Origin of the sequence: Pseudomonas sp. BE134, from assembly GCF_031456105.1 — a bacterium.
In the GTDB taxonomy this organism is placed as follows: Bacteria; Pseudomonadota; Gammaproteobacteria; order Pseudomonadales; family Pseudomonadaceae; genus Aquipseudomonas.
In genome coordinates this window covers 35,059-60,946 of sequence record NZ_JAVDUA010000012.1, presented here as the reverse complement: position 1 = coordinate 60,946, position 25,888 = coordinate 35,059, and the positions used below count along the sequence as shown (strand labels likewise).

Annotated in this window: 25 protein-coding genes and 2 pseudogenes; 12 read left to right on the top strand and 15 right to left on the bottom strand. The window is 58.6% G+C overall.

The window, feature by feature from the left end; genetic code table 11:
* The first annotated feature begins 170 nt into the window (after positions 1–170).
* The 3 genes from J2Y56_RS12165 to J2Y56_RS12155 all read left to right on the top strand — a co-directional run bounded on the left by J2Y56_RS12165 (position 171) and on the right by J2Y56_RS12155 (position 2,414).
* A complete protein-coding gene (locus J2Y56_RS12165) occupies positions 171–770 on the top strand; it encodes an FMN-dependent NADH-azoreductase (protein ID WP_007946020.1) in 600 nt (199 codons plus the stop codon).
* A gap of 256 nt (positions 771–1,026) precedes the next feature.
* Positions 1,027–1,905 carry a carboxylate/amino acid/amine transporter gene (locus J2Y56_RS12160; RefSeq protein WP_310350392.1) on the top strand — a complete coding sequence of 293 codons (879 nt, stop codon included), beginning with the start codon at positions 1,027–1,029 and terminating at the stop codon, positions 1,903–1,905.
* A complete protein-coding gene (locus tag J2Y56_RS12155; protein ID WP_310336002.1) occupies positions 1,902–2,414 on the top strand; it encodes a MepB family protein in 513 nt (170 codons plus the stop codon). Before J2Y56_RS12160 ends, J2Y56_RS12155 begins: the two co-directional genes overlap by 4 nt.
* A gap of 20 nt (positions 2,415–2,434) precedes the next feature.
* Here the strand turns inward: J2Y56_RS12155 and J2Y56_RS12150 are convergent, their stop codons facing one another.
* Positions 2,435–3,322, bottom strand: coding sequence for a LysR substrate-binding domain-containing protein (locus tag J2Y56_RS12150; protein ID WP_310350388.1), 888 nt, complete (start codon positions 3,320–3,322; stop codon positions 2,435–2,437).
* 159 nt (positions 3,323–3,481) lie between these two features.
* Between J2Y56_RS12150 and J2Y56_RS12145 the strand changes: the two genes are divergently transcribed.
* Complete coding sequence (locus J2Y56_RS12145) at positions 3,482–4,126, top strand: hydrolase (protein ID WP_007946016.1); 645 nt, start codon at positions 3,482–3,484, stop codon at positions 4,124–4,126.
* A 133-nt stretch (positions 4,127–4,259) separates the two neighbouring features.
* Here the strand turns inward: J2Y56_RS12145 and J2Y56_RS12140 are convergent, their stop codons facing one another.
* The gene (locus J2Y56_RS12140; RefSeq protein ID WP_310350386.1) at positions 4,260–5,552 is read right to left on the bottom strand and encodes a mechanosensitive ion channel family protein; all 1,293 of its coding nucleotides are present in this window, start codon (positions 5,550–5,552) and stop codon (positions 4,260–4,262) included.
* A 192-nt stretch (positions 5,553–5,744) separates the two neighbouring features.
* Here J2Y56_RS12140 and J2Y56_RS12135 point away from each other — a divergent pair, with 192 nt between their 5' ends.
* Positions 5,745–7,091, top strand: coding sequence for a DEAD/DEAH box helicase (locus tag J2Y56_RS12135; RefSeq protein ID WP_310350384.1), 1,347 nt, complete (start codon positions 5,745–5,747; stop codon positions 7,089–7,091).
* Between the two features lie 64 nt (positions 7,092–7,155).
* On the opposite strand, the gene J2Y56_RS12130 is transcribed toward J2Y56_RS12135, so the two are convergent.
* Both J2Y56_RS12130 and J2Y56_RS12125 read right to left on the bottom strand, forming a co-directional pair.
* Positions 7,156–7,431: a hypothetical protein gene (locus tag J2Y56_RS12130; protein WP_310335995.1), complete on the bottom strand. Its 276-nt coding sequence runs from the start codon at positions 7,429–7,431 to the stop codon at positions 7,156–7,158.
* A 189-nt stretch (positions 7,432–7,620) separates the two neighbouring features.
* Positions 7,621–8,355 (bottom strand): thioredoxin family protein, encoded by a 735-nt coding sequence (locus J2Y56_RS12125; RefSeq protein ID WP_150778990.1) that lies wholly within the window; start codon positions 8,353–8,355, stop codon positions 7,621–7,623.
* 178 nt (positions 8,356–8,533) lie between these two features.
* Between J2Y56_RS12125 and J2Y56_RS12120 the strand changes: the two genes are divergently transcribed.
* Positions 8,534–8,923, top strand: coding sequence for a hypothetical protein (locus J2Y56_RS12120; RefSeq protein WP_007946010.1), 390 nt, complete (start codon positions 8,534–8,536; stop codon positions 8,921–8,923).
* 130 nt (positions 8,924–9,053) lie between these two features.
* Here J2Y56_RS12120 and J2Y56_RS12115 read toward each other — a convergent pair whose 3' ends face one another.
* The 3 genes from J2Y56_RS12115 to J2Y56_RS12105 all read right to left on the bottom strand — a co-directional run bounded on the left by J2Y56_RS12115 (position 9,054) and on the right by J2Y56_RS12105 (position 11,108).
* The gene (locus tag J2Y56_RS12115) at positions 9,054–9,917 is read right to left on the bottom strand and encodes a DUF6279 family lipoprotein (RefSeq protein ID WP_310350380.1); all 864 of its coding nucleotides are present in this window, start codon (positions 9,915–9,917) and stop codon (positions 9,054–9,056) included.
* Positions 9,918–9,981: 64 nt separating this feature from the next.
* Positions 9,982–10,698 carry a TorF family putative porin gene (locus J2Y56_RS12110; protein ID WP_310335991.1) on the bottom strand — a complete coding sequence of 239 codons (717 nt, stop codon included), beginning with the start codon at positions 10,696–10,698 and terminating at the stop codon, positions 9,982–9,984.
* Positions 10,699–10,919: 221 nt separating this feature from the next.
* Entirely contained in the window at positions 10,920–11,108 is a 189-nt protein-coding gene (locus J2Y56_RS12105; RefSeq protein WP_017337097.1) for a hypothetical protein, read from the bottom strand.
* A 351-nt stretch (positions 11,109–11,459) separates the two neighbouring features.
* Here J2Y56_RS12105 and J2Y56_RS12100 point away from each other — a divergent pair, with 351 nt between their 5' ends.
* Both J2Y56_RS12100 and J2Y56_RS12095 read left to right on the top strand, forming a co-directional pair.
* On the top strand, positions 11,460–12,296 hold the full coding sequence (locus tag J2Y56_RS12100; protein ID WP_007946006.1) for a S1 RNA-binding domain-containing protein: 837 nt from the start codon (positions 11,460–11,462) through the stop codon (positions 12,294–12,296).
* 279 nt (positions 12,297–12,575) lie between these two features.
* Positions 12,576–13,508: a DMT family transporter gene (locus J2Y56_RS12095; RefSeq protein ID WP_150778985.1), complete on the top strand. Its 933-nt coding sequence runs from the start codon at positions 12,576–12,578 to the stop codon at positions 13,506–13,508.
* On the opposite strand, the pseudogene J2Y56_RS12090 reads toward J2Y56_RS12095, so the two are convergent.
* Positions 13,453–13,773: pseudogene (locus J2Y56_RS12090) on the bottom strand (YbfB/YjiJ family MFS transporter); the annotation flags it as partial. The gene J2Y56_RS12095 and the pseudogene J2Y56_RS12090 overlap by 56 nt on opposite strands.
* Between J2Y56_RS12090 and J2Y56_RS12085 the strand changes: the two are divergent.
* Positions 13,749–14,312 (top strand): annotated as a pseudogene (locus J2Y56_RS12085) (LysR substrate-binding domain-containing protein); the annotation flags it as partial. The pseudogenes J2Y56_RS12090 and J2Y56_RS12085 overlap by 25 nt on opposite strands.
* 139 nt (positions 14,313–14,451) lie before the next feature.
* The gene (locus tag J2Y56_RS12080; protein ID WP_310350378.1) at positions 14,452–14,580 is read left to right on the top strand and encodes a PA1414 family protein; all 129 of its coding nucleotides are present in this window, start codon (positions 14,452–14,454) and stop codon (positions 14,578–14,580) included.
* A gap of 217 nt (positions 14,581–14,797) precedes the next feature.
* Here the strand turns inward: J2Y56_RS12080 and J2Y56_RS12075 are convergent, their stop codons facing one another.
* The 4 genes from J2Y56_RS12075 to speB form a co-directional block, all read right to left on the bottom strand.
* Complete coding sequence (locus J2Y56_RS12075; RefSeq protein WP_150778984.1) at positions 14,798–15,049, bottom strand: acyl carrier protein; 252 nt, start codon at positions 15,047–15,049, stop codon at positions 14,798–14,800.
* A gap of 51 nt (positions 15,050–15,100) precedes the next feature.
* On the bottom strand, positions 15,101–15,826 hold the full coding sequence (locus J2Y56_RS12070; protein WP_310350374.1) for an MBL fold metallo-hydrolase: 726 nt from the start codon (positions 15,824–15,826) through the stop codon (positions 15,101–15,103).
* Between the two features lie 136 nt (positions 15,827–15,962).
* Positions 15,963–17,342 carry a sodium:solute symporter gene (locus J2Y56_RS12065; protein ID WP_310350371.1) on the bottom strand — a complete coding sequence of 460 codons (1,380 nt, stop codon included), beginning with the start codon at positions 17,340–17,342 and terminating at the stop codon, positions 15,963–15,965.
* Between the two features lie 215 nt (positions 17,343–17,557).
* Positions 17,558–18,508, bottom strand: a complete 951-nt coding sequence (gene speB / locus J2Y56_RS12060) for an agmatinase (RefSeq protein WP_150778981.1) — start codon at positions 18,506–18,508, stop codon at positions 17,558–17,560.
* 324 nt (positions 18,509–18,832) lie between these two features.
* Between speB and J2Y56_RS12055 the strand changes: the two genes are divergently transcribed.
* Both J2Y56_RS12055 and J2Y56_RS12050 read left to right on the top strand, forming a co-directional pair.
* A complete protein-coding gene (locus J2Y56_RS12055; RefSeq protein WP_007945995.1) occupies positions 18,833–19,726 on the top strand; it encodes a LysR family transcriptional regulator in 894 nt (297 codons plus the stop codon).
* A gap of 3 nt (positions 19,727–19,729) precedes the next feature.
* Positions 19,730–20,323, top strand: a complete 594-nt coding sequence (locus J2Y56_RS12050; RefSeq protein ID WP_310335983.1) for a DTW domain-containing protein — start codon at positions 19,730–19,732, stop codon at positions 20,321–20,323.
* 113 nt (positions 20,324–20,436) lie between these two features.
* Here J2Y56_RS12050 and J2Y56_RS12045 read toward each other — a convergent pair whose 3' ends face one another.
* Genes J2Y56_RS12045 through J2Y56_RS12035 form a run of 3 tightly spaced genes read right to left on the bottom strand, consistent with a single transcriptional unit; the run spans position 20,437 to position 25,349 of the window.
* Positions 20,437–21,804, bottom strand: coding sequence for an HlyD family type I secretion periplasmic adaptor subunit (locus J2Y56_RS12045; protein ID WP_007945993.1), 1,368 nt, complete (start codon positions 21,802–21,804; stop codon positions 20,437–20,439).
* Between the two features lie 8 nt (positions 21,805–21,812).
* Complete coding sequence (locus tag J2Y56_RS12040) at positions 21,813–23,972, bottom strand: type I secretion system permease/ATPase (RefSeq protein WP_310350368.1); 2,160 nt, start codon at positions 23,970–23,972, stop codon at positions 21,813–21,815.
* A gap of 18 nt (positions 23,973–23,990) precedes the next feature.
* Positions 23,991–25,349: a TolC family outer membrane protein gene (locus J2Y56_RS12035; RefSeq protein ID WP_310350365.1), complete on the bottom strand. Its 1,359-nt coding sequence runs from the start codon at positions 25,347–25,349 to the stop codon at positions 23,991–23,993.
* Positions 25,350–25,888 lie beyond the last annotated feature (539 nt).

Below are 25,888 nucleotides of genomic sequence, written 5' to 3'. Positions count from 1 at the left end.
ATGGCTTAACTGATCGGCCTTGGGGCAAGCCCGCTCCTACACGGGTATGCTCAGCTTATAAACGAATTTATTGATGGGTTATAGCAGTTATTTGCGCTTTTTCATCGATATGACTCTGTTTAACCTTCACTCCATCGCCTTACAGCATTCTCAGATGGAGCCTACATCCCATGTCACGCGTTCTGATCATCGAAAGCAGCGCCCGTCAGCAAGACTCGGTTTCCCGTCAACTGACCCAGACCTTCATCAACCAGTGGAAAACGGCTCATCCAGGCGATCAGATCACCGTTCGTGATCTGGCCGTCAGCCCGGTGCCGCACCTGGACATCAACCTGCTGGGCGGCTGGATGAAACCTGCCGGGCAGCGCAGCGACATCGAGGAGTCTTCGCTGGAACGCTCCAACCAGTTGACCGACGAATTGCTGGCCGCCGACGTGCTGGTCATGGCTGCGCCGATGTACAACTTCGCTATCCCCAGCACACTTAAAGCCTGGCTCGACCATGTGCTGCGTGCAGGCGTGACTTTCAAATACACCGACACGGGTCCGCAAGGTCTGCTCAGCGGCAAGCGTGCCTACGTGCTGACTGCTCGCGGCGGAATCTACGCCGGCAGCACAGCGGATCACCAGGAACCGTACTTGCGTCAGGTCATGGCGTTCATCGGTATCCACGACGTAACCTTTATTCACGCCGAAGGCATGAACCTGGGCGGCGACTTCCACGAGAAGGGCCTGAACCAGGCCAACGCCAAGCTTTCCCAGGTGGCATGAGGCTTTAATCGCCAGATAATCCCTTGATGTTCAAGTGACCTGGCGCAACCCCTTCAAGGCTTTACGCGCATCGAACCTCCCTTTGCACTTATTGCTCCTGAGTGCTCTTGCCCGATTGAACGCTTAGCGAGATCGGGTTTTTTTTGCCTGGGATTTGGCTGACATACACATCCCCCTGTGGGAGCGGGTGATGGCTGAGCGTTCGCGATTACAAGTAAAACCCGCTATCGTCGCCGCCATTCAAAACGAGGCGAGCATGGGCTATCTACTTTTTGTCACGCTGATCCAGGCGTTTTCCTTCAGTTTGATCGGCGAATACCTGGCCGGTCATGTCGACAGTTACTTTGCGGTTCTGGTGCGTGTGGTACTTGCGGGGCTGGTGTTCATTCCGCTGACGCGCTGGCGTTCGGTGGAGCCTGCGTTCATGCGCGGCATGCTCCTGATCGGCGCGTTGCAGTTCGGTGTGACGTACGTGTGCCTGTACCTGAGCTTCCGCGTGCTGACAGTGCCGGAAGTCTTGTTGTTCACCATCCTCACGCCGTTGCACGTGACCCTGATCGAAGATGCGCTGAACCGGCGTTTCAATCCGTGGGCATTGATTGCTGCGGTGGTGGCGGTGATGGGGGCGGCAGTGATTCGCTACGACCGGATCAACCCGGATTTCTTCATGGGGTTCCTGCTGCTGCAACTCGCCAACTTCACCTACGCCGCCGGGCAGGTGCTTTATAAGCATCTGGTGGCGCGCCATCCGAGCGATCTGCCGCACTACCGCCGATTCGGCTACTTCTATCTCGGTGCATTGGCGGTGGCCTTGCCGGCGTTCCTGCTGTTCGGCAAACAGAACTTCCTGCCCGAAGCGCCGCTGCAATGGGGCGTGTTGGTGTTTCTCGGGTTGGTTTCGACGGCGCTGGGTTTGTATTGGTGGAACAAGGGCGCTTGCATGGTCAATGGCGGGACGCTGGCGGTGATGAACAACCTGCATGTGCCCGTGGGCTTGCTGATCAATCTGCTGATCTGGAATCAGCATGAGGAACTGGGGCGATTGTTCCTCGGTGGGTCGGTGATTTTGATGGCGGTGTGGATTAGTCGGTTGGGCATCAGACGAGACATTCAGCCGGTGCAGGAACGACGATGACGGACCTTCCGCAAGAACTGATCACCGCCATCGAGCAGGTGTACAAACCAGCAGGCATGACATTGACCCAGGAGGCTCAACGCGAACCGGAGAGTGCCGAGTACGAAGCCTGCCGCCTTGGCCTCGATGACCATGAGGTGGTCTTCCGTGTGGCGAAGACCACGCCGACCAAGATTGGCCAGTTCGTTACGCTATGGAAGCGACCGACGTCGGTCAGCGAGATTGCACCATTCGACACCGGCGATGGCATTGCCTTTGTGGTGGTGAGTGTTGCTGATGACACGCACCGCGGGCAGTTTGTGTTCGATCAAAAGATACTGGCCGCCAAAGGGGTCATGTCGATTGACGGTGTCGGTGGCAAGCGTGCGATTCGTGTTTATCCACCGTGGGCCAGACCTGTCGCAAAACAGGCGATCAGGACGCAGCAATGGCAGCTGAAGTATTTCCTCGCGCTTGAACAGAACGGTAGCGCCGATGCGGATCAGGTGCGCCGACTCTTCGGAAAATAGACTCCTACAAGGGATGAGCGTTATTTCTCTGCCAACTGCGCCACCAAAAACTCAATAAACGTGCGGGTCTTCTGCGGGACCCGACGTGCGGAAGGGTACACCGCGTTAATGGTGATCGCGGGCGCCTGCCATTCACACATCAATGGCACCAGGCGGCCTGCCGTCAGCGCATCCTCGACAATGAAGTCAGGCAGCAGGGCGATGCCCATGCCAGCTTCGGCGGCCTGAGCGAGCAAGTCGCCGTTGTTGGCATGCAAGGGGCCTGTCACGTTGACCCGCTGGGTTTCCTGGCCGTTGCACAGTTGCAGGCTGACGCCGCTTTGCAAGTACCCGTAATTGAGGCACTGATGCGCGCGCAAGTCTTGCGGGGTTTGCGGTGTGCCAGCGCGCGCCAGATAGGCCGGGGACGCCACCAGAATTCGCGGGGCCGGCGCCAGTTGCCGGGCAATCATCGTCGAGTCCGGCAGGCAGGCGATGCGGATGGTCACGTCGAAACCACCGCGCACCGGGTCCACCTGTTGGTCACTGAGCACCAGTTGCAGCTCGATGTTCGGGTGCTGTTCATGAAACAGCGGGATCAATGGCCCCAGTCGGCGCAAGCCAAAGGACATCGGCGCATTGACTCGCAACACCCCGCGCAATTCACCGATGCCCTCACGCGCTCGCTGTTCGGCTTCGTCCAGCGAAGCCAGCACTTCGCGTGCCGCGTCGAAGTATTCGGCGCCTGCCTCGGTCAGGTGCAGGCTGCGAGTGGTGCGCTGCAGCAACTGCACGCCAATTGCGTCCTCCAGCGCCTGAATCTGTTTGCTGACTTTTGATCGCGGCACATCCATTGCCCGTGCAGCGGCGGCGAAGCCGTTTTCGCCGACCGTGACGACAAAGGCGCGCATGCATTCGATGCGGTCCATGATTGTCCCTTTTTTGGAATCAATGATTCTCAATTTTAGAGGATTGTCCCTTTTTGTGCCAGCCCCTAAAGTGACATCCAAGCCGACGACAACGCCGCTGAAGGCAACGTCGACTCACCCCTTACTCACTTTGAAAATCGACATCAAAAGGAACGCGCCATGTCTATCCGTGAACTGCTCAACCCAAACAATTCCGCCCTGATCCTGATCGACCACCAGCCACAAATGGCGTTCGGCGTGCAGTCGATCGACCGTCAGACGCTGAAGAACAACACGGTAGGCCTGGCCAAGGCCGCGAAGATTTTCAACGTGCCGACCATTTACACCTCGGTGGAAACCGAAAGCTTCAGCGGTTACATCTGGCCCGAGCTGCTGGCGGTTCACCCGGAGCAAAAGCCGATCGAGCGTACCTCGATGAACTCGTGGGAAGACAAGGCGCTGGTAGACGCGGTGAAAGCCACCGGCCGCAAAAAACTGATCATTGCCGCGCTGTGGACCGAGGTCTGCCTGACCTTCCCGGCACTGGAAGCGTTGGCTGAAGGTTACGAGGTGTACATCGTCACGGACGCCTCTGGCGGTACCACCAAGGAAGCGCACGACATGTCGGTGCAGCGGATGATTCAAGCGGGTGCGGTGCCGGTGACCTGGCAACAGGTGCTGCTTGAGTACCAACGTGACTGGGCACACAAAGACACTTACGAAGCGGTGATGGAGTTGGTGCTGGAACACAGCGGCGCGTATGGCATGGGCGTGGATTACGCCTACACCATGGTGCACAAGGCGCCTCAGCGGCAGGTCAAGTAAGGCGCAAATTTCGGAAACGATGCAAACCCCTGTAGGAGCGAGCCTGCTCGCGATGACGGAGTGTCAGTCGATATGAATGTGACTGTCAGACCGCTATCGCGAGCAGGCTCGCTCCCACAAGGTTTTAGTGGTGCTACATGATGTGTTTTTCGGCTTCGGGAATGTGGCTTGCGCCGAGCATCGCCGGCAACAACCCGGCCCGCAAATCCCCACCACTCGGCTGCTGATAAAGACTCAACCCAAACTCCGGCAGCACCGCCAGCAAGTAATCAAAAATATCCCCCTGAATCCGCTCGTAATCCGCCCACGCCGTGGTGCTGGTGAAGCAGTAGATTTCCAGCGGAATGCCCTGCGCGGTGGTCTGCATCTGGCGGACCATGCAGGTCATGCCGGGTTGAATCTCAGGGTGACTCTTCAAATACGCCAATGCATAGGCGCGGAAGGTGCCGATGTTGGTCATACGCCGACGGTTGGCCGACATGGCCGCCACATTGCCCTGCGCTTCGTTCCAGGCTTTGAGTTCGGCCTGCTTGCGACCGATGTAATCGGTCAGCAGATGCACCTGCGACAACTTCTGCTCTTCGTCATCACGGATAAAACGCACGCCGCTGGCGTCGATGAACAGGCTACGCTTGATCCGTCTACCGCCGGATTGCTGCATGCCGCGCCAGTTCTTGAACGACTCGGACATCAAACGCCAGGTCGGGATCGAGACGATGGTTTTATCGAATCCTTTCACCGTATGCAGCGTGATGTCGACCACATCACCGTCAGCGCCGACTTGCGGCACTTCGATCCAGTCGCCCACCCGCAGCATGTCGTTACTGGTCAGTTGCACGCTGGCAACGAACGACAGCAGGGTGTCTTTGTAGACCAATATGATCACCGCCGACATGGCGCCCAGACCCGACAGCAGCAACAGTGGCGAGCGGTCGATCAGGGTGGCGACGATGATGATCGCCCCCAGCACATACAAGACCAATTTCGTCAGTTGCACGTAGCCTTTGATCGAGCGGGTGCGGGCGTGTTCGGTACGGGCATAGATGTCCAGCAAGGCGCTGAGCAGGGCGCTGAACGCCAGCAGCAGGAACAGGATGGTGAACGCCAGCGCCACATTGCCGAGGAAGTTCAGGCTGGTCTTGCTCAGCTCCGGCACCAGGCGCAAGCCGAACTGGATCACCAGCGAGGGCGTCATCTGCGCCAGGCGATGGAAGACCTTGTTGTGCCGAAAATCATTGATCCAGTGCAGGGCCGGTTGGCGGCCGAGCATTTTGGTCGCGTGAAGCATGAGGTAACGCGCCACTCGTCCGAGGACCAGCGCAATCACCAGCAACAGCATCAGCGCCAGGCTTGAATGCAGGAGCGGATTCTGATCGAGGGTGCCCCAGAGGTCTTGAATGTTGAGCCAGAGCTGTTTGATATCCATGGGCTAAAACGATTCTCCTGAAGGACGCGATCGAGCGATTAGAGCATTTAAGTCGGTTTGGATGACGTTTGAAGACAAATCAGGCAACAAAAAGCCACTGTTTATCGTCGTTTTCGTAAAGAAACTCGGCCTGAGCGCTCGAAACCGTTACCCTATGCAGCTGTTTTTTTGTATTTCTTCGAGGTAGCACCCGTGTTTTCCCAATTCGCCCTGCACGAACGCCTGCTCAAAGCCGTGGCCGAGCTTAAATTTGTCGAGCCAACGCCAGTGCAAGCAGCGGCTATTCCGCTGGCGCTCCAAGGGCGTGACCTGCGGGTGACAGCGCAAACCGGTAGCGGCAAAACCGCTGCTTTCGTTTTGCCGATCCTCCACCGTCTGATCGGCCCGGCGAAAGTCCGCGTCAGCATCAAGACCCTGATCCTGCTGCCGACCCGCGAGCTGGCTCAGCAGACCATCAAGGAAGTCGAGCGCTTCGCGCAGTTCACTTTCATCAAGTCTGGTCTGATCACTGGCGGTGAAGACTTCAAGGTCCAGGCCGCCATGCTGCGCAAGGTGCCGGACATCCTGATCGGCACGCCGGGGCGGATGATCGAGCAACTGAACGCTGGCAACCTCGACTTGAAAGAAGTTGAAGTGCTGGTGCTCGACGAAGCCGACCGCATGCTCGACATGGGCTTTGCCGACGACGTACAGCGTCTGGTGGCTGAATGCACCAACCGCCAGCAGACCATGCTGTTCTCTGCCACCACCGGTGGTTCGGGTCTGCGCGACATGGTGGCCAAGGTGTTGAACAACCCTGAGCACCTGCAGGTCAACAACGTCAGTGACCTGAACGCGACCACCCGTCAGCAGATCATCACCGCTGACCACAACGTGCACAAAGAGCAGATCCTCAACTGGTTGCTGGCCAACGAGACCTATCAGAAGGCCATCGTTTTCACCAACACCCGGGCCATGGCCGACCGCATCTACGGTCGCCTGGTGGCGCAGGAATACAAAGCATTCGTGCTGCACGGCGACAAAGACCAGAAAGACCGCAAGCTGGCCATCGACCGCCTGAAGCAGGGCGGCGTGAAAATCCTCGTCGCCACCGACGTCGCCGCACGCGGCCTGGACGTGGATGGCCTGGACCTGGTGATCAACTTCGACATGCCACGCAGCGGCGACGAATACGTTCACCGTATCGGTCGCACCGGCCGCGCCGGTAACGAAGGCCTGGCCATCTCGCTGATCTGCCACGGCGACTGGAACCTGATGTCGAGCATCGAGCGCTACCTCAAGCAGAGCTTCGAGCGCCGTACCATCAAGGAAGTCAAAGGCACCTACGGCGGACCGAAAAAGGTCAAGGCCTCGGGTAAAGCCGTTGGCGTGAAGAAGAAAAAGGTCGACGCCAAAGGCGACAAGAAGAAAACCGGCGCCAAGGCACCGACCAAACGCAAAATCGCCAACCGCCCGAAGACCGACGCCCTGTCGCTGGTCAGCAAAGACGGCATGGCGCCGCTCAAGCGTCGCAAGCCGGAAGCGCCGGCGGCTGAATAAGCCGTTGTCGTGACCCCAAAAAAACCGGACGGATGTCCGGTTTTTTTATGTGCGGGATTTGCGGTCAGCTTTCGGCTTTCTTGTCCGCCGCCCCCAACTCTTTCAACCGCTGATCGATCAACTGGCACTTGTCCGGCAAGTCCTTGCTGGCCGTGCCCAGATCCATCTTTTGCAACTCGGCGTTGATCTCTTTGGCTTTGGCCGGATTCTGCTCGGTGAGCCTGGCCACCTCCTGAGCCAATTGCTCGCGCTTGGCGGTGGCTTCCTCGGGGGTGCAGGCCCAAACGGGGAGGGCGCAGGCGAGGGTGGCGGCGAGGGTGATCTTTAGCAAGGTTTTCATAGGTGAGCCTCAGTTCCGGTTAAGGCGGGTTAACCGGTTGAGGGTTGAAGCGCAGAAAAAGTTCAGTGGGGTTGGACGGAGGACGTTCGCTCCCACATTGGGTGTGTGGTATTTGGAAATTATGTATTCGACACAGATCCAATGTGGGAGCTGGCTTACCTGCGATGGCCGCGACTCGGTCTCTGAAGGCTACCCCCCATGGCAGCAACTGGCCGCAGCTTTCTCTTCATAACGATCGTGATGCCTTACCCACTCCATGATTTCCTCCTCATTGCGACCCTTGGGCGTGAGGTCGAGATAGTTGTAGGCGCCGACCAGCATGTCCAGGCCTCGTGCATAGGTGGAATAGGTATGGAAGATGTCGCCGGCTTCGTTGCGATAAAACACGCTGAGGCCGGGGAGTTCCTCTTCGGCGCCGTCGGTTTTTTCGTAGTTGTAAGTGGCTTTGCCAGCGGCGACGTCTTCGGCTCGGGCTGTCACGCCAAAGTCGTAGTTAAAGTCGCAGCCTTCTGATGAAAACCAGTCGAACTTCCAGCCCATGCGCCGCTTGAAGGCCTGGAATTCGGCGAACGGTGCGTGGGAAACCGCCACGACGGCGATGTCATGGTTCGCCAGGTGTTGGTTGGCGCCGTCGATGTGATCAGAGAGGAACGAGCAGCCCGGGCAGCCTTCGTCCCATCCTTCGGCGAACATGAAGTGGTAGATGACCAATTGGCTGCGGCCGCCAAACAGGTCGGCGAGTTTCAGTTCGCCGTGGGGACCTTGAAAGTGGTAGTCCTTGTCGATTTTCACCCAGGGCAGGGCGCGGCGTTCGGCGCTGAGTTTGTCTCGTTCCTTGGTGAATGCCTTTTCGTGAGCCAGATGTTGCTTGCGCGCGGCGAGCCAATCTTCGCGGGACACCACGGGATGATTCTGAATGTTCATTGGCATTGCTCCTGCGGGAGGCTGGGAGATGACTTACACAGCCTAGTCGTTTGGCCTGCGCCAGATTCGACATACCGCCGGTCGGTGGTGTCCAAAACCACGGCTGAACGGCTGCGCCCGGTTTCGGTCACAACCTGAGAAGGCTCTCTCAATCACGCGGTCTGGAGGCTGAATCAGGATGACGACTTATAACTGGGATTTGATTGAACGCTTGCTGCACGAAGTACAAAACGGTGCCAGCAGCTTCACGCCACGGCCCTATGCCGAGCAGTACGTGGCGGAAAAAACAGCGGAAGGTGAGCAGACGGAAAACCTCGATCACCTGAAAGCAGTGGCCGGCGAGTACGAAAAGTTGCTGCTGCAGCGAGGCTACATTGAGCCTCGGCCCGAGGAGCAGGGGGGCACCGGTTCGAATTACATTTTGACACTGCGCGGCTCCAGTTTATTGAGCCTGATCGACAGCAGCATTCCTGGTAATGATCATCCGCGGCAGGTGCTGGATGAGCAGGAGGATGCGCTGGATGAAGTGACGTTTGATGAAGTGGCGTCGAGAGCGCAGATTGCCTGAAGTACACCCCAAACCAATGTGGGAGCGGGCTTGCCCGCGAAGGTGGAGTGTCAGTCAACATCATCGTTGTCTGACACTCCGCCTTCGCGAGCAAGCCCGCTCCCACAGGGAGATGTGTTAGGGATTAGCTTTATTTGGCTGACTTCAGGCACTTCAGCTCGTTGAAGTCTTTGCGCACCCCTTCGATTTTCTTTAACAACTGCTGACGCTGGGCCGGCGTACTTTCGGCCATCAGGTCCACGATCAAACTGCGAGCCTGAGCCTCGGTGTTGGCGTAGGCCTGGCGATAGGCCAGTGTCCACAAACTCTCGCGATTAACCAGAAGTGTCTCGATTCGCCGTGGGAAATCCGGACTATGACGCTGGGCAACGGCCGCGCTGAATTGCGTCTGCCAGTGCGCGCGGTTGGCGATCCATTGCGTGTTCTGATCACCCAAGGCCTTTGACCAGGTGACCACCCGTTGTTGCTGGGCGGGGCTCAGCGGGCCCAGCCAGTCAACCAGACGTTTATCCATGCGTTCGGCGCGCTGTTTGATCTGCTGATCGAGGGACGGTTTGAGGTATTCCGCCTGCCGTTTTCGCAGGTCCTTGGCGAAGGCATCATTCATTTCCGCGACTTGCTTGTCATCCAGCCCCTGCAACAACTCGACGGCCGACGGGGTGATTTCCCGGGCGGTCTGGGCGATGGCGGCTTTGGCTTCCCGTGTGCGGGCTTGTAACGCGGCATCGGTCACCTGGTTGGTTTCGACCATGGTTTGCAAGCGGTCGAGCCAGTCCAGGTAGACCGGCAATTGCGTGGTGCAATGCCAGTCCAGATGTTCCTTGAGACGTTCGTTGAACCAGCCTTTCTGCTCGCCGCTCATGTCCAGATAGTCGTTGAGCGTCCACGGAATGATCACGTCGAGGTTGCGGTAGGCCAGGCCCACTCGGCTGCACGCGCCGAGGGCGAGGCTCAGGATTATCAGAGCGGCGAAACGAATTAACCAGCGCGACATGGGCAGATCCTTGCTAAGCGTAGGTTCTCATGTGAACGCAGGATGAACCCGGCAGTTCAGCTGTTCAATAAAACGTGTGTTCAGCCTTGAGCGTGACCAGCCCGTCGCATTGGCTGTTGTGACCGGAATAGGCCGAGCAATTATTGCCACTGAGACTTGAATCACTGTAGATCAGGTCCAGATCGATGCCCATGAATGGCCGGGAAAGTTGCACCGACCAATCGGTAAAACTGCCGATATACCCATCGTCTACCGATACCGGTGTGTAGAGCTGGTGGGTGGTGTACTTCATGCTGATCCCGATACCGAACGGTTGATTGCCACTGAGGTTGGCAAACAGTGTCCGGTTCAGTTTGTCCGGGTCGTTGCTGACGGCGGCGCCAAAACGGCTGCCGAGCAGGGTCAGGCCGCCGAATAGTTCCTGGCTGTCGAGGGTGTCCACTTTCGGATAGCTGTAGTGGATCATGCCTACTTCGTACCCGAGGGTTTGATCGAAAGGTTGTTTAAATCCCACGTAGGAATCCACTTCAAGATTCTTGCCCGGACTCAACCCCATGCTGGGAGCCCATTGGCCCACGTAGAAGCCACTGTCGTGGGTCAGGTCGAGGCCACCATGGAAAGAACCGGAACTGGAAGGCTTGACCAGCCCTTGGGCCATGCTGCGACTGGCTGTAGTGCCAAGCTTGAGGTCGAAGTCGCCCAGTTCGCGCTGGAAAATTTGCGCGTTGGCGACCGGACATGCCAGCAATGTGCAGAGCACTATGAGAAAGGGCTTGAGCATGCGTCACTCCATTGACAGCGAGGAGCAGGAACGAAAAACCTGCTGAAACGCTTGTTCTAGACGTGTGCAAGCATACCGGCGAATGCTCGGCAGCGAAGGCCGTTCGTCGATTTTTGAATGATTGATGAGTTTGTCGGGGTGTTGCGGGAGGGTTCCAGTCCAAGCGCTTCGAAGCTCAAAGCGCTTATGGACCAGTTGACGCGGCGGATCTTCGGGGGATGTTACTTCTTGCCCAAAGTGATCTGCTTGGACGGGCCGAACGTCTGGCCGCTGACGCCTTTGGCAATTTGCTGGATTTCACCACCGGACTTGAGGAACGCAGCGATCTGGTTGTTGATCGATTCGCTGGTTTCAACGGCTGGAGCTGGCTTTGCTTTGCTGTTGGATGCTTTTACACGCATGGCGGCCATTAACCTGTAGAAAATTAACTTGGCCAGGCATCGTACAGGAAATACTTGACAATTGCTTGGCTAATATCCCCTCAAAACACACGTCGCCGGGCTGGGATTTATCTCGGATCATTGTCTGAAATATGTATCTAACCCGCTGTTTTAACTAAGAACGTTGATGAAAAGAGCCCGCTCATGAATGGGCTGGCAGGTGAAGAATTCACCACGTCGGGCTGACGAGTGGCGAGGTCCCCGGAGCCGATCCCCAGGAAAATCAGGGCTTGCAGAGTATTTTCTTTCACCACCGGGCCGGCCAGCGAACGTTGCCCGCAAAACCGGGTAGAATGCGCCCACGTAATGAGGGTATTTGAAATGGCTTTAGTCGGGCGTTACAACAGTTTGCAAGTGGTTAAACACACTAACTTCGGTTTATATCTGGACGGTGGGGCGGATGGCGAAATCCTGTTGCCTAATCGTTATATCCCCAAAGATATTCCCAGCGAAGATGAAGACTGGCTCAACGTTTTTATTTATCTGGACAGCGATGACAAACTCATCGCAACTACCGAAAAGCCGAAAGTTCAGGTCGGTGAATTCGCCAGTTTGAAAGTTGTTGAAGTCAACAGCATCGGCGTGTTCCTGGACTGGGGTCTGCCGAAGGACCTGCTGCTGCCGTACTCCGAAGAAAAACGCCAGATGACCGCCGGTGAGTATGTGGTCGTGCATGTCTACCTCGACAAGCATACCCGTCGTATCACCGCGACCGCGCGCCTGGATCGCTACCTGGACAAGACCCCGGCCAGCTACACCCCTGGCCAGGAAGTGGATTTGCTGGTAGCCGAAGCGACCGACATGGGCTTCAAGGCCATCGTCAACAACAAGCACTGGGGCCTGATCCACAAGAACGAAATCTTCAAGTTCATGCGTGCCGGCAAAGAAGAGAAGGGCTTTATCAAAGAAGTCCGCACCGACGGCAAGATCAGCCTGAGCCTGCAACCCGTAGGCGAAGAAGCCGCCACCAGCCTCAACTCGAAGATCCTGGCCAAGTTGCGTGAAAACAACGGCAGCCTGCCGGTCAGCGACAAGAGCGACCCGACAGTGATCACCAGCATGTTTGGCGTCAGCAAGGGCAACTTCAAGAAGGCTATTGGCGCGCTGTACAAGAATGGCCAGATCGTCATTCACGCGGATCGCATCGAACTAAGCTGACTTCGCAACCGGTCATTCAAGCCAACGCACGCGCTGTAGCAGCTGTCGAGCCCCAGCGAGGCTGCGTCCGGCTGCGAAGTAGTCTTAAACCCAGTACACGCGGACTTTCTGAAACACCGCGTTGCATGTTTTTTACGACTGCTGCGCAGCCGGACGCAGCCTCGCTGGGGCTCGACAGCTGCAGAGACGGAGGCAGGCTTCGCCAGCAGCTACGGATTGTTGCGTTTTGTTTTTATTCTGCCGAGTTTCTGCCATGGATTGTGTTGTCGAGGTGTCACGGTGAGCGCCAGCCGGCGTAGCGCCGACGGATTTGCCCTGCAAGTGATGATTGGGCTATGCCTGATCTGGGGCGTGCAGCAGGTGATCATCAAGTGGGCGGCGCCCGACATCGCGCCGGTCATGCAGGCGGTGGGGCGGTCGGGCATTTCCGCATTGCTCGTAGGATTGCTGATCTGCTGGAAAGGCGGCTGGGATCAGGTCGGCGCCACGTGGCGCGGCGGCTTGCTGGCCGGTGCGCTGTTTGGTCTGGAGTTTTTCTTTATCTCCGAAGGCTTGCAACTGACCACGGCGGCGCACATGTCGGTGTTCCTTTACACCGCACCGATTTTTACCGCGTTGGGCGTGCATTGGTTGCTGCCGAGTGAGCGCTTAAGGCCTTTGCAGTGGCTGGGGATATTTCTCGCTTTCGTCGGGATCGCCATCGCGTTTGCCGGTGGCGTGTCCTGGGACAATCTCGATCAGCGCATGTTGCTGGGCGATGCGCTGGGCGTACTGGCCGGCGCTGCCTGGGGCGCAACCACGGTGGTGGTGCGCGCCTCGCGGCTGTCGGAAGCGCCGGTGACGCTCACGCTGTTTTATCAACTGATCGTCGGCTTTGTTGGCCTGGTGCTGATCGCAATACTCAGCGGCCAGATCACTCACGTCAGCCTGACCGCAGTGGCAGTGACCAGCGTGCTATTCCAGGGGTTGGTGGTGTCGTTCTTCAGTTACCTGACCTGGTTCTGGCTATTGCGCCGTTATCTGGCGGCGAACCTGGCGGTGTTCTCGTTCATGACGCCACTGTTCGGCGTCACGTTCGGGGTGGTGTTGCTGGGTGAAGAACTGAGCCTCAACTTTGTTATCGGCGCCGTGCTGGTGCTGCTCGGCATCACGTTCGTCAGCGCTGAACAGTGGGTGCGCCGTCGTTTGCGCAAAGCCCTCGGGCAGTCCTGACCGGACGCAGCAACAAGCTCCCGGCGATAAGCAATCCGCTGCCGGCAACGATCAAGGCGGGCTGCAAGCCGCCACTGAAATGGCTGCTCAGGGTGGCCAGCCATTGCCCGTGAAACTGCGCGTTGGCCTTTTGCGAGAGAAACGTGGCGGGGATGATGTAACCCAGACCGTACAAGCCATAGATCACACTCAATCGAACGATGCCCTGATGATCCGACGTGACGGCAATGGGGCCCGGGGTATCACCGCCGTTACCCGGCGGTAAACCTGCAAGTGCAATCGGGGCCCAGCGGCGAACTGCTTGAAGGCCTGCTCAGCGGTCGACTGGATGCGGCGCTGGTGGACGGCCCGCTGGAGTTCGCGGGGCTGGACGGCGTGCCGTTGTGCGACGAACGGCTGGTGCTGATCACTGAGGCCGATCACCCGCCAGTGCGCAGTGCGCTGGATGTAGAAGGGCGATCGGTGTTTACCTTTCTCCAGGGTTGTTCCTACCGGATGCGCCTGGGGGCCTGGTTCGCGCATGACCATGCTGCGATGGGCCGGGCGATGGAGATCGAATCCTATCCGGGCATGCTCGCCTGTGTGATTGCAGGCTCGGGCGTGGCGCTGATGTCGGAGTCAATGCTTGCCAGTCTGCCGGGCCGCGAGAACGTGGCGGTGCACCCTTTGGCGGAACCATTTGACAGTGCGACGACGTGGCTGATGTGGCGCAAGGGCATGATCGGGGCCAACTTGAACGCGTGGATCGAGCAGCAGCAGACGGTCTATCCGACGGCACCGGTTCAGGCCCGGGCGATTGCTTGAACGACCGGTCAGGCATTTTGTTCAATTCAGTAACAGATCATTGCGTCTTTTGATGAGCATTACGTAGGACTTCGGACTATTATCAGTGCGAAGCGACCTCAGAATTCCGGTCGCCCGGCACTACCCTGAAGGGGGCACCATGAAAGAGAAAATCCAAAACTGGCTGCACGATCTGGGTGTTGCACTCGGTTTGATCGAACCGCCTCTGCAACCTGTGCCTATTCGTACGGACGAGGAGCAGCGCCGACGCCAGCAACGCCGCCGGTAGTCGCGCCGCATGTAGCACATCTAGCAGCTGTCGAGCACCGCGAGGCAGCGTTCGGCTGCACAGCAGCCGTAAATCCCTACATGCTGCGTCTACCTGACACACGGCAAAATCTGATGTCACCGACGGCTCCGTCCGAATAATGTGGACGGCCCCGAACGCAGCCTCGCAGTGCTCGGCAGCTGCTACAGATCAGGCAGATGCCAGAGATCGGGCATATTCAGTGCCGCCCGATCTCAATCAAAAACCGGCTCAAATCATTCGCCGTCCTGGCGGTCTTGAGCAGCCGGTCTTCCTCCGCCGTAAACGCCGTCACCCCCAGCTCATCCTCCAGATGGAAGATCAGCTCTTCGATGTCTTCTTTATCCAATCCCAACTCCGCCAGGCTGGCGTCGTCGCTGAAGTCATCCCGACCGTCCAGCACGCGACTGATGAACTGGTGGACGGTGAGGCGAACGGCGGCTCTTTTCATGGTTGTTCTTCGAGGGCGACTGGTTGTCCCTGCGATTGAGTACAGCAGGCCTCAGCCGTGTGAGCGCTGCCACTCGTCAATCATCGTGCGCAAATGCTCCCCCGAAAAACTGCCGAAATGCCCGCCATGCACCGTGTGCACAGGCAACTCGCGCAGGCGTTGCAGGTTGCGGGCGTAGTCGTCGAGGTTGGAGTGATAGGCGTCTTCGACCAGCGGGCCGTCGTAGATGATGTCGCCACTGAACAGCGTCTCGGTCGCCGCTTCGTATAGGCTGATGCCTCCCGGTGAATGCCCCGGTGTGTGCAACACTTGCAGTACGCGGTCGCCCAGGTCCAGCACATCGCCTTCTTCAATCATGCCCGTGGCGGGCGCTGCCTTGACCCGGTATTCGGCGTAGCACAACGGGCAGTCAGGATGAGCCTCGAACATGTCGTCACCGACAAAGGCTTTGCTCAAATCGTTGTTGCCGTCCGGTGCGGCGAGGATGTCCGCCTCAGCGGGGTGCACCAGTCGTTCAGGGAATTCGTGATGCCCGGCGATGTGGTCGAAATGGCAATGACTCGCCACCGCCATCAGCGGCCGTTCGGTGATCCATGGCAATTGCTCGCGCAGGCTGACCAGCCCGGAACCACTGTCCAACAGCAAATCCTTGTCGCGACCCTGTATGTGCCAGAGGTTGCAGCGATAGAAAGGCCGGATGTAGGGCTCGTGAATCAGGCGAATGCCGTCGCTGAGCTGTTTCACCGCGAACCACAGATCGCGGCTGACAATCTTCATAAACACTTTTCTCCAGACGAAAAAAACGGGTGTGGCAAGTGGGCGTGTCCTCCCTTGTTTCAACGCGGCGCATGAAATAAGGGAGGACGCGCCCGTGCCACACCCGCCGAAGAAAGCACCAGTTGTTATGTTGAGCTTAGGCGGCGCTGGCCTGGGCTGCCGGGCGACGGGACATCAGGCTGACCAGCACGAAGCTCAGCAGACCGACACCGAGGCTGTAATAGATAGGGGTATTGGCATCCAGACCGTCCTTGAACATGAACACCAGCGCAGTGGCAAAGCCCATGCTCATGCTGGTGATCGCGCCGGCGGTGGTGGCGCGTTTCCAGAAAATCGCCCCCATCAGCGGGATCAGCATGCCGCCCACCAGCAGGTTGTACGCCAGGGTCAGGGCGCTGATCACGTCATTCACGACCAGAGCGATGCCCAGTACGACGATGCCGGTCAACAGGGTGAACAGGCGGTTGACGCGCAGGCTCGACTGTTTACCACCACGCAGTTTCGGCAGCATATCTTCGGTCAGGGTGGTGGCAGCGGCGAGCAGGCCTGCACTGGCGGTGGACATCATGGCGGCCAGGGCAGCGGCGATCACCAGGCCACGAATACCGTCCGGCAGGGACAGTTTGACGATGGCGGCGAAGGCGTTGTTGACGTTGTCCAGGTCCGGGATCAGCACGTGAGCGGCCATGCCGATCAGGGCGCAGGCCAGTCCGTAGAGGATGCAGTAGAAGCCTGCGAACGTACCGGCGACCTGTGCCACTTTGGCGGTCTTGACGGTGAACACACGCTGCCAGATGTCCTGGCCGATCAGGATCCCGAAGAAGTAGATCATGAAGTAGGTGATGATGGTGTCCCAGCCAATCGTGGTGAAGCTGAAGGCGGTTGCCGGCAGTTTCAACACCAACTCATCCCAGCCGCCGACGCGGTACAGGCAGATGGGCAACAGGATGAACATCAGGCCGACGGTCTTGATCACGAACTGGACGATGTCGGTCAGGGTCAGGGACCACATGCCGCCGATCGCGGAGTAAATCACCACCACACCGCCGCCGACCAATACCGAGACCCAGAACGGCAGGTCGAACAGCACTTGCAGTACGGTGCCGATGGCCAGGATCGAGGTCACGCCGATCATCAGCGCATACGCCAGCATGATCGCCGCGCTCGCGGAGCGGGCCATCGGGTTGTAGCGTTTTTCCAGCACTTGGGTAACGGTATAGATCTTCAGTTTCAGCAGCGGTTTGGCGAGGAGCAGGTTCAGCGCCACGATCCCGCAGCCGAGGGCCGCGCAGAGCCAGAAACCGGAAATGCCATGGACGTAGCCCAGGCGTACGGTGCCGACGGTGGACGCGCCGCCCAGCACGGTGGCGGCCATGGTGCCCATGTACAGGCTCGGACCGAGGTTACGACCGGCGACCAAAAAGTCTTCGTTGGTCTTGGCCTTGCGCATGCCGTAGTAGCCGAGTATCAGCATCGCGGCGGCGTAGATGAGTACGACGAATAAATCCAAAGCCATGACGGCGTGTCTCCAATTGTTTTTTTTATGGTGAGGCGAAAATCAATCGCTGTGAGAGCGTGGCTTGCCCGCGATGGGAGCGCCGCGATCTGTCAGGCAGACCGCGTTATCGTTCATCGCGGGCAAGCCCGCTCCCACAGGTAGTGTGTTGACCACAGGTATTGCGTTGAATCAGGTGGCTTGTCGCTACGCCGGTTTAGCGAGTGAATCCATCCTCAGCGGTGGACCACACCCGGCAGTACGCAGAGCATTTCGTACAGCAGGTTGGCGGCCAGCAGCGAGGTGTTGCCGGTGGTGTCGTAAGCGGGCGAGACTTCTACCAGATCGCAACCGACCAGGTCGAGGCCTTGGCAGCCGCGAACGATTTCAATTGCTTGAATGGTCGTCAGACCGCCGATTTCCGGGGTGCCGGTGCCAGGCGCCCAGGCCGGGTCAATGCCGTCGATGTCGAAACTCAGGTACACCGGACCACCACCGACTTTCTCGCGAACTTCGGCCATCAACGGGGCCAGGGATTTGTGCCAGCACTCTTCGGCCTGAACGACACGGAAGCCCTGATTACGGCTCCAGTTGAAGTCGTCAGCGGTGTAGCCCTGAGCGCGCAGGCCGATTTGCACCACGCGGTCGCAATCCAGCAGGCCTTCTTCGACGGCGCGGCGGAAGGTGGTGCCGTGGGCGATTTTCTCGCCAAACATGTGATCGTTCACATCAGCGTGCGCATCAATGTGCACCAAGCCGATCTTGCCGTGCTTTTTATGGATGGCGCGCAGGATCGGCAGGGTAATGGTGTGGTCGCCGCCGAGAGTCAGGGGGATCACATCGTGTTCGAGGATTTTGTGGTAGGACTCTTCGATGATCCGTACCGCGTCCAGCAGGTTGAACGTATTGATCGCCACGTCGCCGATGTCAGCCACCGACAGCGAATCGAACGGAGCAGCGCCGGTCGCCATGTTGTACGGGCGGATCATCACCGATTCAGCGCGGATTTCGCGAGGTCCGAAACGGGTACCGGGGCGCAGCGAGGTGCCGATGTCCAGTGGCACGCCAATGAAGGCAGCGTCCAGGCCGGCAGCGGTATCTAAATGGGGGAGTCGCATCATGGTGGCGATGCCGCCGAAGCGCGGCATTTCATTGCCGCCCAGTGGTTGGTGAAGAATCTTGTCCACGGGTAGGGCCTCATCGTCGTTGTTTTATTTATGTGGGTTGCACAGGTCCGGACGGACACAGGCACCGTTAGGAGCCGATTCTGCGAAATGTAGTGGCCGGGAAGAATCGCTACGGGCAAATACTTAGTTCAGATTTTTCTAAACTAATAGTTCGCGCAGCGATAGACTTCTCAGCATGATCGTTCCCATGCTCTGCGTGGGAATGCATCCACGGACGCTCCGCGTCCCACTTTTTGGTGCATGTGACGCAGAGCGTCACGGGCTGCATTCCCACGCAGAGCGTGGGAACGATCTAACGCGTTACCCCGAGACCGGAGCATTTCCATGGCCAACGCTTTACCCGACCTGAAACTATTGCGCATCTTCGTCAGCGTGGTCCGTCATCAAGGGTTTGCCAACGCCCAGCAAGAACTCAACCTCTCGACATCGGCCATCAGCACCTACATGAGCCAGCTTGAAGCGGCCCTCGGCCTGGTGCTCTGTCATCGCGGTCGGGGTGGTTTCAGCCTGACCAGCAAGGGCGAGCTGTTTCATCAGGAAACCTTGCGTCTGTTGGGCGAGCTCGAAGGCTTCGAGCAATACGCCGCAGCGCTCAAGGGCGAACTGCGTGGCACGCTGAACCTTGGCGTGATCGACTCAACCGTCAGCGACAAGGCCTTGCCCTTCGCCGAAGCCATCGGCGCCTACAGCCAGGAACACCCGGCGGTGCATTTGCACCTTTCGGTAATGAGTCCGTACGAACTGCAACTCGGCGTGCAGGATAATCGCCTGGACCTGGCCATCGGTGCGTTCTCCACACGCATGAGCGGTCTGGTTTACATGCCGCTTTACCGCGAACAGCACTGGCTGTATTGCAGCAGCCGGCATCCGCTGTTCACCGAGCGGCGTATCCCTGAGCAAGTCATCACCCAGCAACGGATGGTTGGCCGGGGTTACTGGAGTCAGGCGGAATTGGCGCGTCACGGTTTCAAACACAGCGCGGCGACGGTGGAAAGCATGGAGGCGCAGCTGATTCTTGTGCTGTCCGGTGCCTACATCGGTTACCTGCCGGAGCACTATGCGCAGGCCTGGGCGGACAAGGGCGATTTGCGTGTATTGCTGCCAGCGACCTTTGGTTATCAGGCGCCGTTCTCGATGATCGTTCGCCGTGGTCGCAGTCGCGAACCGCTGATCCAGACCTTTCGCGATTTGCTCAAAGCACAACTGAATCAGGCTTGATCCATGTCCAGAATCCAGTGTCCCCGTTGCCTGCGCCCGCAAACCCATTGCTTGTGCCCGCTGATCCCGAGCCTCGATAGCCGCACTCGGGTGTTGTTGTTGCAACATCCGAGCGAAGTGAATCACGCATTGAATACCGCGCGGTTGGCAGCGTTGGGCTTGAAGAATGCCGAGTTGATCGTCGGTGAGGTGTTTGAGGATTTGCCGGCGCTGTTGAATCAACCGGGGTATCAGGCACGGTTGTTGTTTCCAGGCGAGGGCGCGCAACCGATGAAAACGTACACGGCAATTGAGGGGCCGCTATTGCTGGTCGTCCCGGACGGCACCTGGCGCAAGGCGCGCAAGATGCTGCACCTCAATCCACTGTTGGCCGCGCTGCCACGGGTGACCTTGGCGGACGGCGGGGTGTCGCGATACCGACTGCGCAAAGCACCGGGGCCAGGGTCGTTGTCGACGGTGGAGGCGATTGTGCAGGCGTTGCAGGTGCTAGAAGCGCCGAGCACCTTTGAGCCGTTGCTGAAACCGTTCGAGGCGTTGATCGAGGGGCAGATTGCGGCGATGGGGGAGGAGACCTATTTTAAAAATCACGGGCAATGATCGTTCCCACGCTCCGCGTGGGAATGCCGCCCGGGACGCTCTGCGTCCCTATCATGCATGACGCAGAGCGTCACAGGATGCGTTCCCACGCGGAGCGTGAGAACGATCATTGGTTAGCGTTCGCGCATCGCCTCGGTCCGGGCTTTCAACACCGGTTTGAGCAGGTAATCCAGCACACTTTTCTCACCGGTGATGATGTCCACCGTGGCAACCATCCCCGGAATGATCAGCAACGGTTTCACATCCCCGCCCAGGTGGTTTTTATCCGTGCGAACCTGAATCAGATAGAAGCTGTTGCCCTTGTCATCGGTAATGGTGTCGGCGCCGATCAATTCGAGTTTGGCGCTCAGCCCGCCATAAATCGTATAGTCATACGCACTGAACTTGACCATCGCTTTCTGCCCCGGATGCAGGAACGCCACGTCCTGCGGCCGCACCTTGGCCTCGATCAGCAAGTTGTCTTCCAGTGGCACGATTTCCACCATGTCGCTGCCGGGCTGAACCACGCCGCCGATGGTGTTGACCTTCAGTACTTTGATAATGCCGTGAACCGGCGACACCACCGTCGTGCGCGTCACGCGGTCATCGATGGCGATACTCGATGCCGTTATTTTCGACAGGTCGGTGCGTTTCTCATTCAGCTCTTTCGCCGCCTCCGAACGGAAAGTTTGTTCCGACTCGTCGATCTTGCTTTTGATCTCGTTGATCGCCGCTTCTGCCCGGGGAATCGCCAGCGTCGTCGCATTCAGCGAGCCGCGTATCTCCACCGCGCTGCGTTTGAGGCGCAGGATTTCCACCGGTGAAACCGCCCCGGTACTCACCAGTGGCGTGGACATGTTCATCTCTTGTTGAAGTAGCGCCAGGCTGGAGCTGAACTGTCCTTGTTTGGAACGGAATTCCGCCAGTTCCTGGGTTTTTTGCCGAAGTTGTTCGCTCAATGTGCGTTGCTCACTGGCGAGTCGACGCTGGCGTTGTTCGTACAGCGAGCGCTCGTCCTCGGCCACTTGCGGTGCCTTGGCGATCACTTCTTCTGACAGCTTGAAGGGGCGTCCTTCCGCTTCGGCCGACAGCCGTTCAACCTGCGCCGTCAAGGCATAACGATCCGCTTCGCTCTCCCCCTTGTTCGACAGAAACCGCGTGTCATCCAGGCGTAGCAACGTATCGCCCTTGTTCACCATTTGCCCTTCGCGAACGAAGATCTCGGTGACGATGCCGCCCTCCAGGTTCTGAATCACCTGGACCTTGCTCGATGGAATCGCCTTGCCTTCGCCCGTGGTGACTTCCTGCAACACCGCAAACTTGGCCCATACCACCGCGCTGATAATCAGCCCCGCCGCCAGCCACACGGTGATCCGCGACCAGCGGGGGGAATCCTGCAGTGAGGCGCCGGCCGTTTCCGGCATGAATTCACTCTCGGCGGTTTTACCGAAACTGCCGAAATAGCCCCGGTCCTTTGGTGTGTCAGATGATGAACGGGCCATGGTCGCTCCTAGACAGCCGCAGAGCCGACACGGCCCTTGCGCAGTGCATCGATGACCGCTTCCTTCGGCCCGTCGGCGACGATCCGCCCGTTATCCAGCACCACCAGTCGATCCACCAGGCTGAGCATCGAGGTGCGGTGAGTGACCAGCAGCAGGGTTTTGCCCTGGACCCAGCCGTGGAGTTTTTGCCGCAGAATGTCTTCGCTGCTGTTGTCCATGGCGCTGGTCGGTTCGTCGAGCAGCATGATCGGCGGGTCGAGCAACAAGGCCCGAGCCAGCAATACCGCCTGACGTTGCCCTCCAGACAGCAACTGCCCGCGCTCGCCTACAGGTCGGTCGAAACCCTGAGGGTGCTGGCGCGCCAATTCAGTGACGCCGGTCAGTTCGGCGACTTCGAGCATCCGTGAGTCGCTGATGTAGCGGGCGCCCAGGGTCAGGTTGTCGCGCAGGCTGCCGGCCAGCAGCGGCAAGTCATGGGCGACGTAACCGATCTGTTGGCGCAGGTCCGCGACATCCAGTTGCCGCAGGTCCAGGCCGTCGAGCAGCAACTGGCCTTCTTCCGGCGCATAGAACCCCATGAGCAGTCGTCCCAGGGTGCTTTTGCCCGAACCACTGCGACCGATGATGCCGATGCGTTCACCGGGCTTCATGCTGAAGCTGACGTTGGCCAATGCCGGCGCGTTCTGGCCGTTGTAGTGGAAGGTCACGCCGCTGACTTCGAGCGCGCCTTGCAGTTGTGTGCGCTCCAGCGGCCGCTGTTTCGCGTCACGTTCCTGCGGCAGGCCCATGAGCGCATCGGTACTTTTCATGGTCAGCTGCGCTTGCTGGTAGCGGGTGATCAAACCGGCAATCTGCCCCAGTGGCGCGAGCACGCGGCTACCGAGCATGTAAGTCGCCACCAGCGCACCCACGCTGAGGTTGCCGGCGATGATGCTGTAGACCCCGGCGACGATGGTCGCCATGCCGGAAAACTGCTGGATGAACAGGGTCCCGTTGGTGGCTACCGCCGAGAGGTTGCGCGCGTGGCTGTCGAGGCGTGTCAGGGCGCCGTGGGTGCTCTCCCATTTGTGCTGGCGCTCGCTCTCGGCGCTACAGGCCTTGAGGGTTTCCAGGCCACCGAGGGTTTCGATCAGCAAGGCCTGGCGTTCGGCGCCCAGGCTCAGGCTTTTTTGCACGGTGTCGCGCAGGCGCACCTGGATCACCATCGCGAAGATGATCGTGATCGGAAACGCCATCAACGGAATCACCACCAGCCAGCCGCCGAGCAAGCCGATCACTACCAGCATCAACACGGCGAAAGGCAGGTCGATCAGACTCGTCAAGGTGACGGCGGTGAGAAACTCCCGCAGGCCCTGGAAGTCATGAATGCTTTGGGCAAAACCGCCGATGGTCGCCGGACGGGCTTTCATCGACATGCCGGTGATGCGCTCGAACAAGGTCGCCGACAGGATTACGTCGGTTTTCTTCCCGGCGGTGTCCAGCAAGTGCGCGCGCACGACCCGCAGCACCAGTTCGAAACCGGTGCCGATCAGCAAGCCGATCGACAGCACCCACAAGGTCGAGGTGGCCTGGTTCGGAACCACGCGATCGTAGGTCTGCATCACGAACAGCGGCACCATCAACCCGAGCAGGTTGATCAAAAAGCTCGCCAGAATCGCATCGCTGTACAGCCATTTGGACAGTTTCAGGGTGTCGCGAAACCAGGCTTCCACCCGCGGCACCAGGGGCGAGCGCAAGTCTTCGAGTTCATGGCGTGGCCGGGCAAACAAGGCCTGGCCACTGTAATTTTCGGCCAGCTCTTCTTTGCTGACCCATTGTTCTCCGCCGTCGGCTTCGCTGGGCAGGATCAGCACCTGACCATCATAGCCGAAGCGTCGCAGGACGGCCGTGCGGCCGTTGTTGAGGATTAACATTACAGGCAGGTTGAGGGCGGAAATATCCCCCAGCTCGCGGCGCAGTACACGCGCCTGCAAGCTGGCCCGGGCCGCTGCACGCGGCAGCAGGTCCAGGCTCAAGCGTTGTTTGTTCAGGGGGAGCCCTGCACTCAGGCTGGCGCGGCTGACAGTCGCGCCGTGGAGTTTGCAGAGGATCAACAGACCATCCAGAAGCGGGTCATCGAAGCTTAGGCGCGGATCGACACCGGTGTTGCCGGTTTCCATGCTGGTCACATTGATCGCTCCAGTGAGCTACTTCATTTCAGGCAAACGGGCTTCGCTTTTCACTTCAGAGGAGGCGATGGCATCGGCGGGCAACACCACCCGTTGCTTGCTCAGCAACTCACCCATGCCGGCCAGTACGCGGTACATCGAATATTCCTCGGTGTAGCGCACTTCGGTGTAGCGACGGTTGGCGTTGTAGAGCTCGTTTTCACTGTCGAGCAAGTCGAGCAGTGAGCGCTGACCCAGGCCGAACTGGTCCTGATACGCAATGCGCACGCGTTTACTGGTTTCGGCGTATTCACGCGCGGTCGGGGTTTGTTTCTTCGCATTGACCATGGCGTTCCAGGCCAGGTTCATGTTCTCGTTGAGCTGGCGCAGGGCGTTGTTGCGGATGTCCATCGATTGATTGATCAGGTGCGCATCGGAAGCCAGGCGCGCCTTGTCACTGCCACCGCGGAACAGGTTGTAGTTCATCACCACACCCACGCGCCACTCGTTGTCGTGGCCTTCATCGCCCTGCACGTTGTTGTTCGCGCCCACTGCGGCTTCGGCGTCGAAGCGTGGGTAGAACGGCGATTTGGCGACTTCGTACTGGCTCTCGGCCGATTGCACGTCAGCTTGGGCGGATTTCAGGTACGGGTTGTTGGCCACCATGCTCTGCTGGGCATCCGGCAAAGTGGCGGGCAATTCACCGCGGGTCGATGGCGGTGTTTCAAGCTCATCGGGCAGGCGCCCTACGACGCTGAAAAAGTTCGACTCGGCGTCCGCCAGGTTGACTTCAGCGGTGTCGAGGTTGTTTTGCGCCAGTGCCCGGCGTGCGCTGGATTGATCAGAGTCGGCGGTGCTGCCGACGCCACGCTGGGTGCGCAGGCCGATCTGGTCATTGACGCGCAAGTGGGCTTGCAGGTTGTTCTTGGCCAGGGTCACCAGTTCGCGGTGCTTGAGCACTTCGAGGTACACCTCGATGGTGCGCAGGGCCAGGTCCTGGGCGGTGCCTTGTGCGTAATAGGCACGGGAATTGACCACGCCTTTGGTGCGTGCAACTTCGTTCGAGGTGTTGAAACCGTCGAACAGCATCTGCCGCAAGCGCAGTTCCGACGTGGTGTAGTTGAGGATTTCGGTGTGGTGGTTACCGAACGCCCGGGTGTTGGTGTTATCGCTGTACCCGCGACCGTAGGAGGAACTCAGATCAACTGATGGATAGAAGCCCCCTTTGGCAACTTTCACCTGCTCATCCGCAGACAGGCGCGAGTCCACGCGCGAGGCCAGTTCCGGATGGGTTGCAATGGTGCTTTGGATTGCCTCGGTCAACGACATGGCTTGAGCGCTGGAATTGCAGGCAATGGCCAGCAGAACCGCGCTGCAAAGGGGGGTCAGAACGCGCATGGGTGTATCTCCCTGAATTCCTGATGGTGCTTATTAGTCGTCAATTATTTGACGGCATTTATAGGTAAAATCGTTTCACCCTTGTAACAACAGAGCTAAGAACATTCTAGAGAATAGCTAAGAAAGTTTTTTCATAATACTTATGCCAAAAAAAACTTATGCCGTCAGCAAAATCCAGCACATTGTTTCATCCGAAAACCTTTGAATTGTCAGCTTTAGGGGCTTGCAGAGGTTTTTTTGAAAAGTTCAATCCAATTATCGACAAAGGACTTGGAAGTGCTAGAGGGGAGGGCAGCGTAACGGTTTTTTGGTGACGGTTTTTTGTCACTTGATTGTTTCGGGACTGTTACGCATCGTTCATCAAGTGAGTTGCGACGCAAGTGTGCCCCGAAGCCTTTGATTGCAGAGGGTTTTATCGCACTGCCGCCGACGCTCCGGTTGAGTGACACACTGGGCGAGCACATCGCCAGGGCAGCGGCTTACTCAAATAAACCCGCCCTGCAGACGATCCGCGCAGTTACCTTTTTAAACCCTGGGCA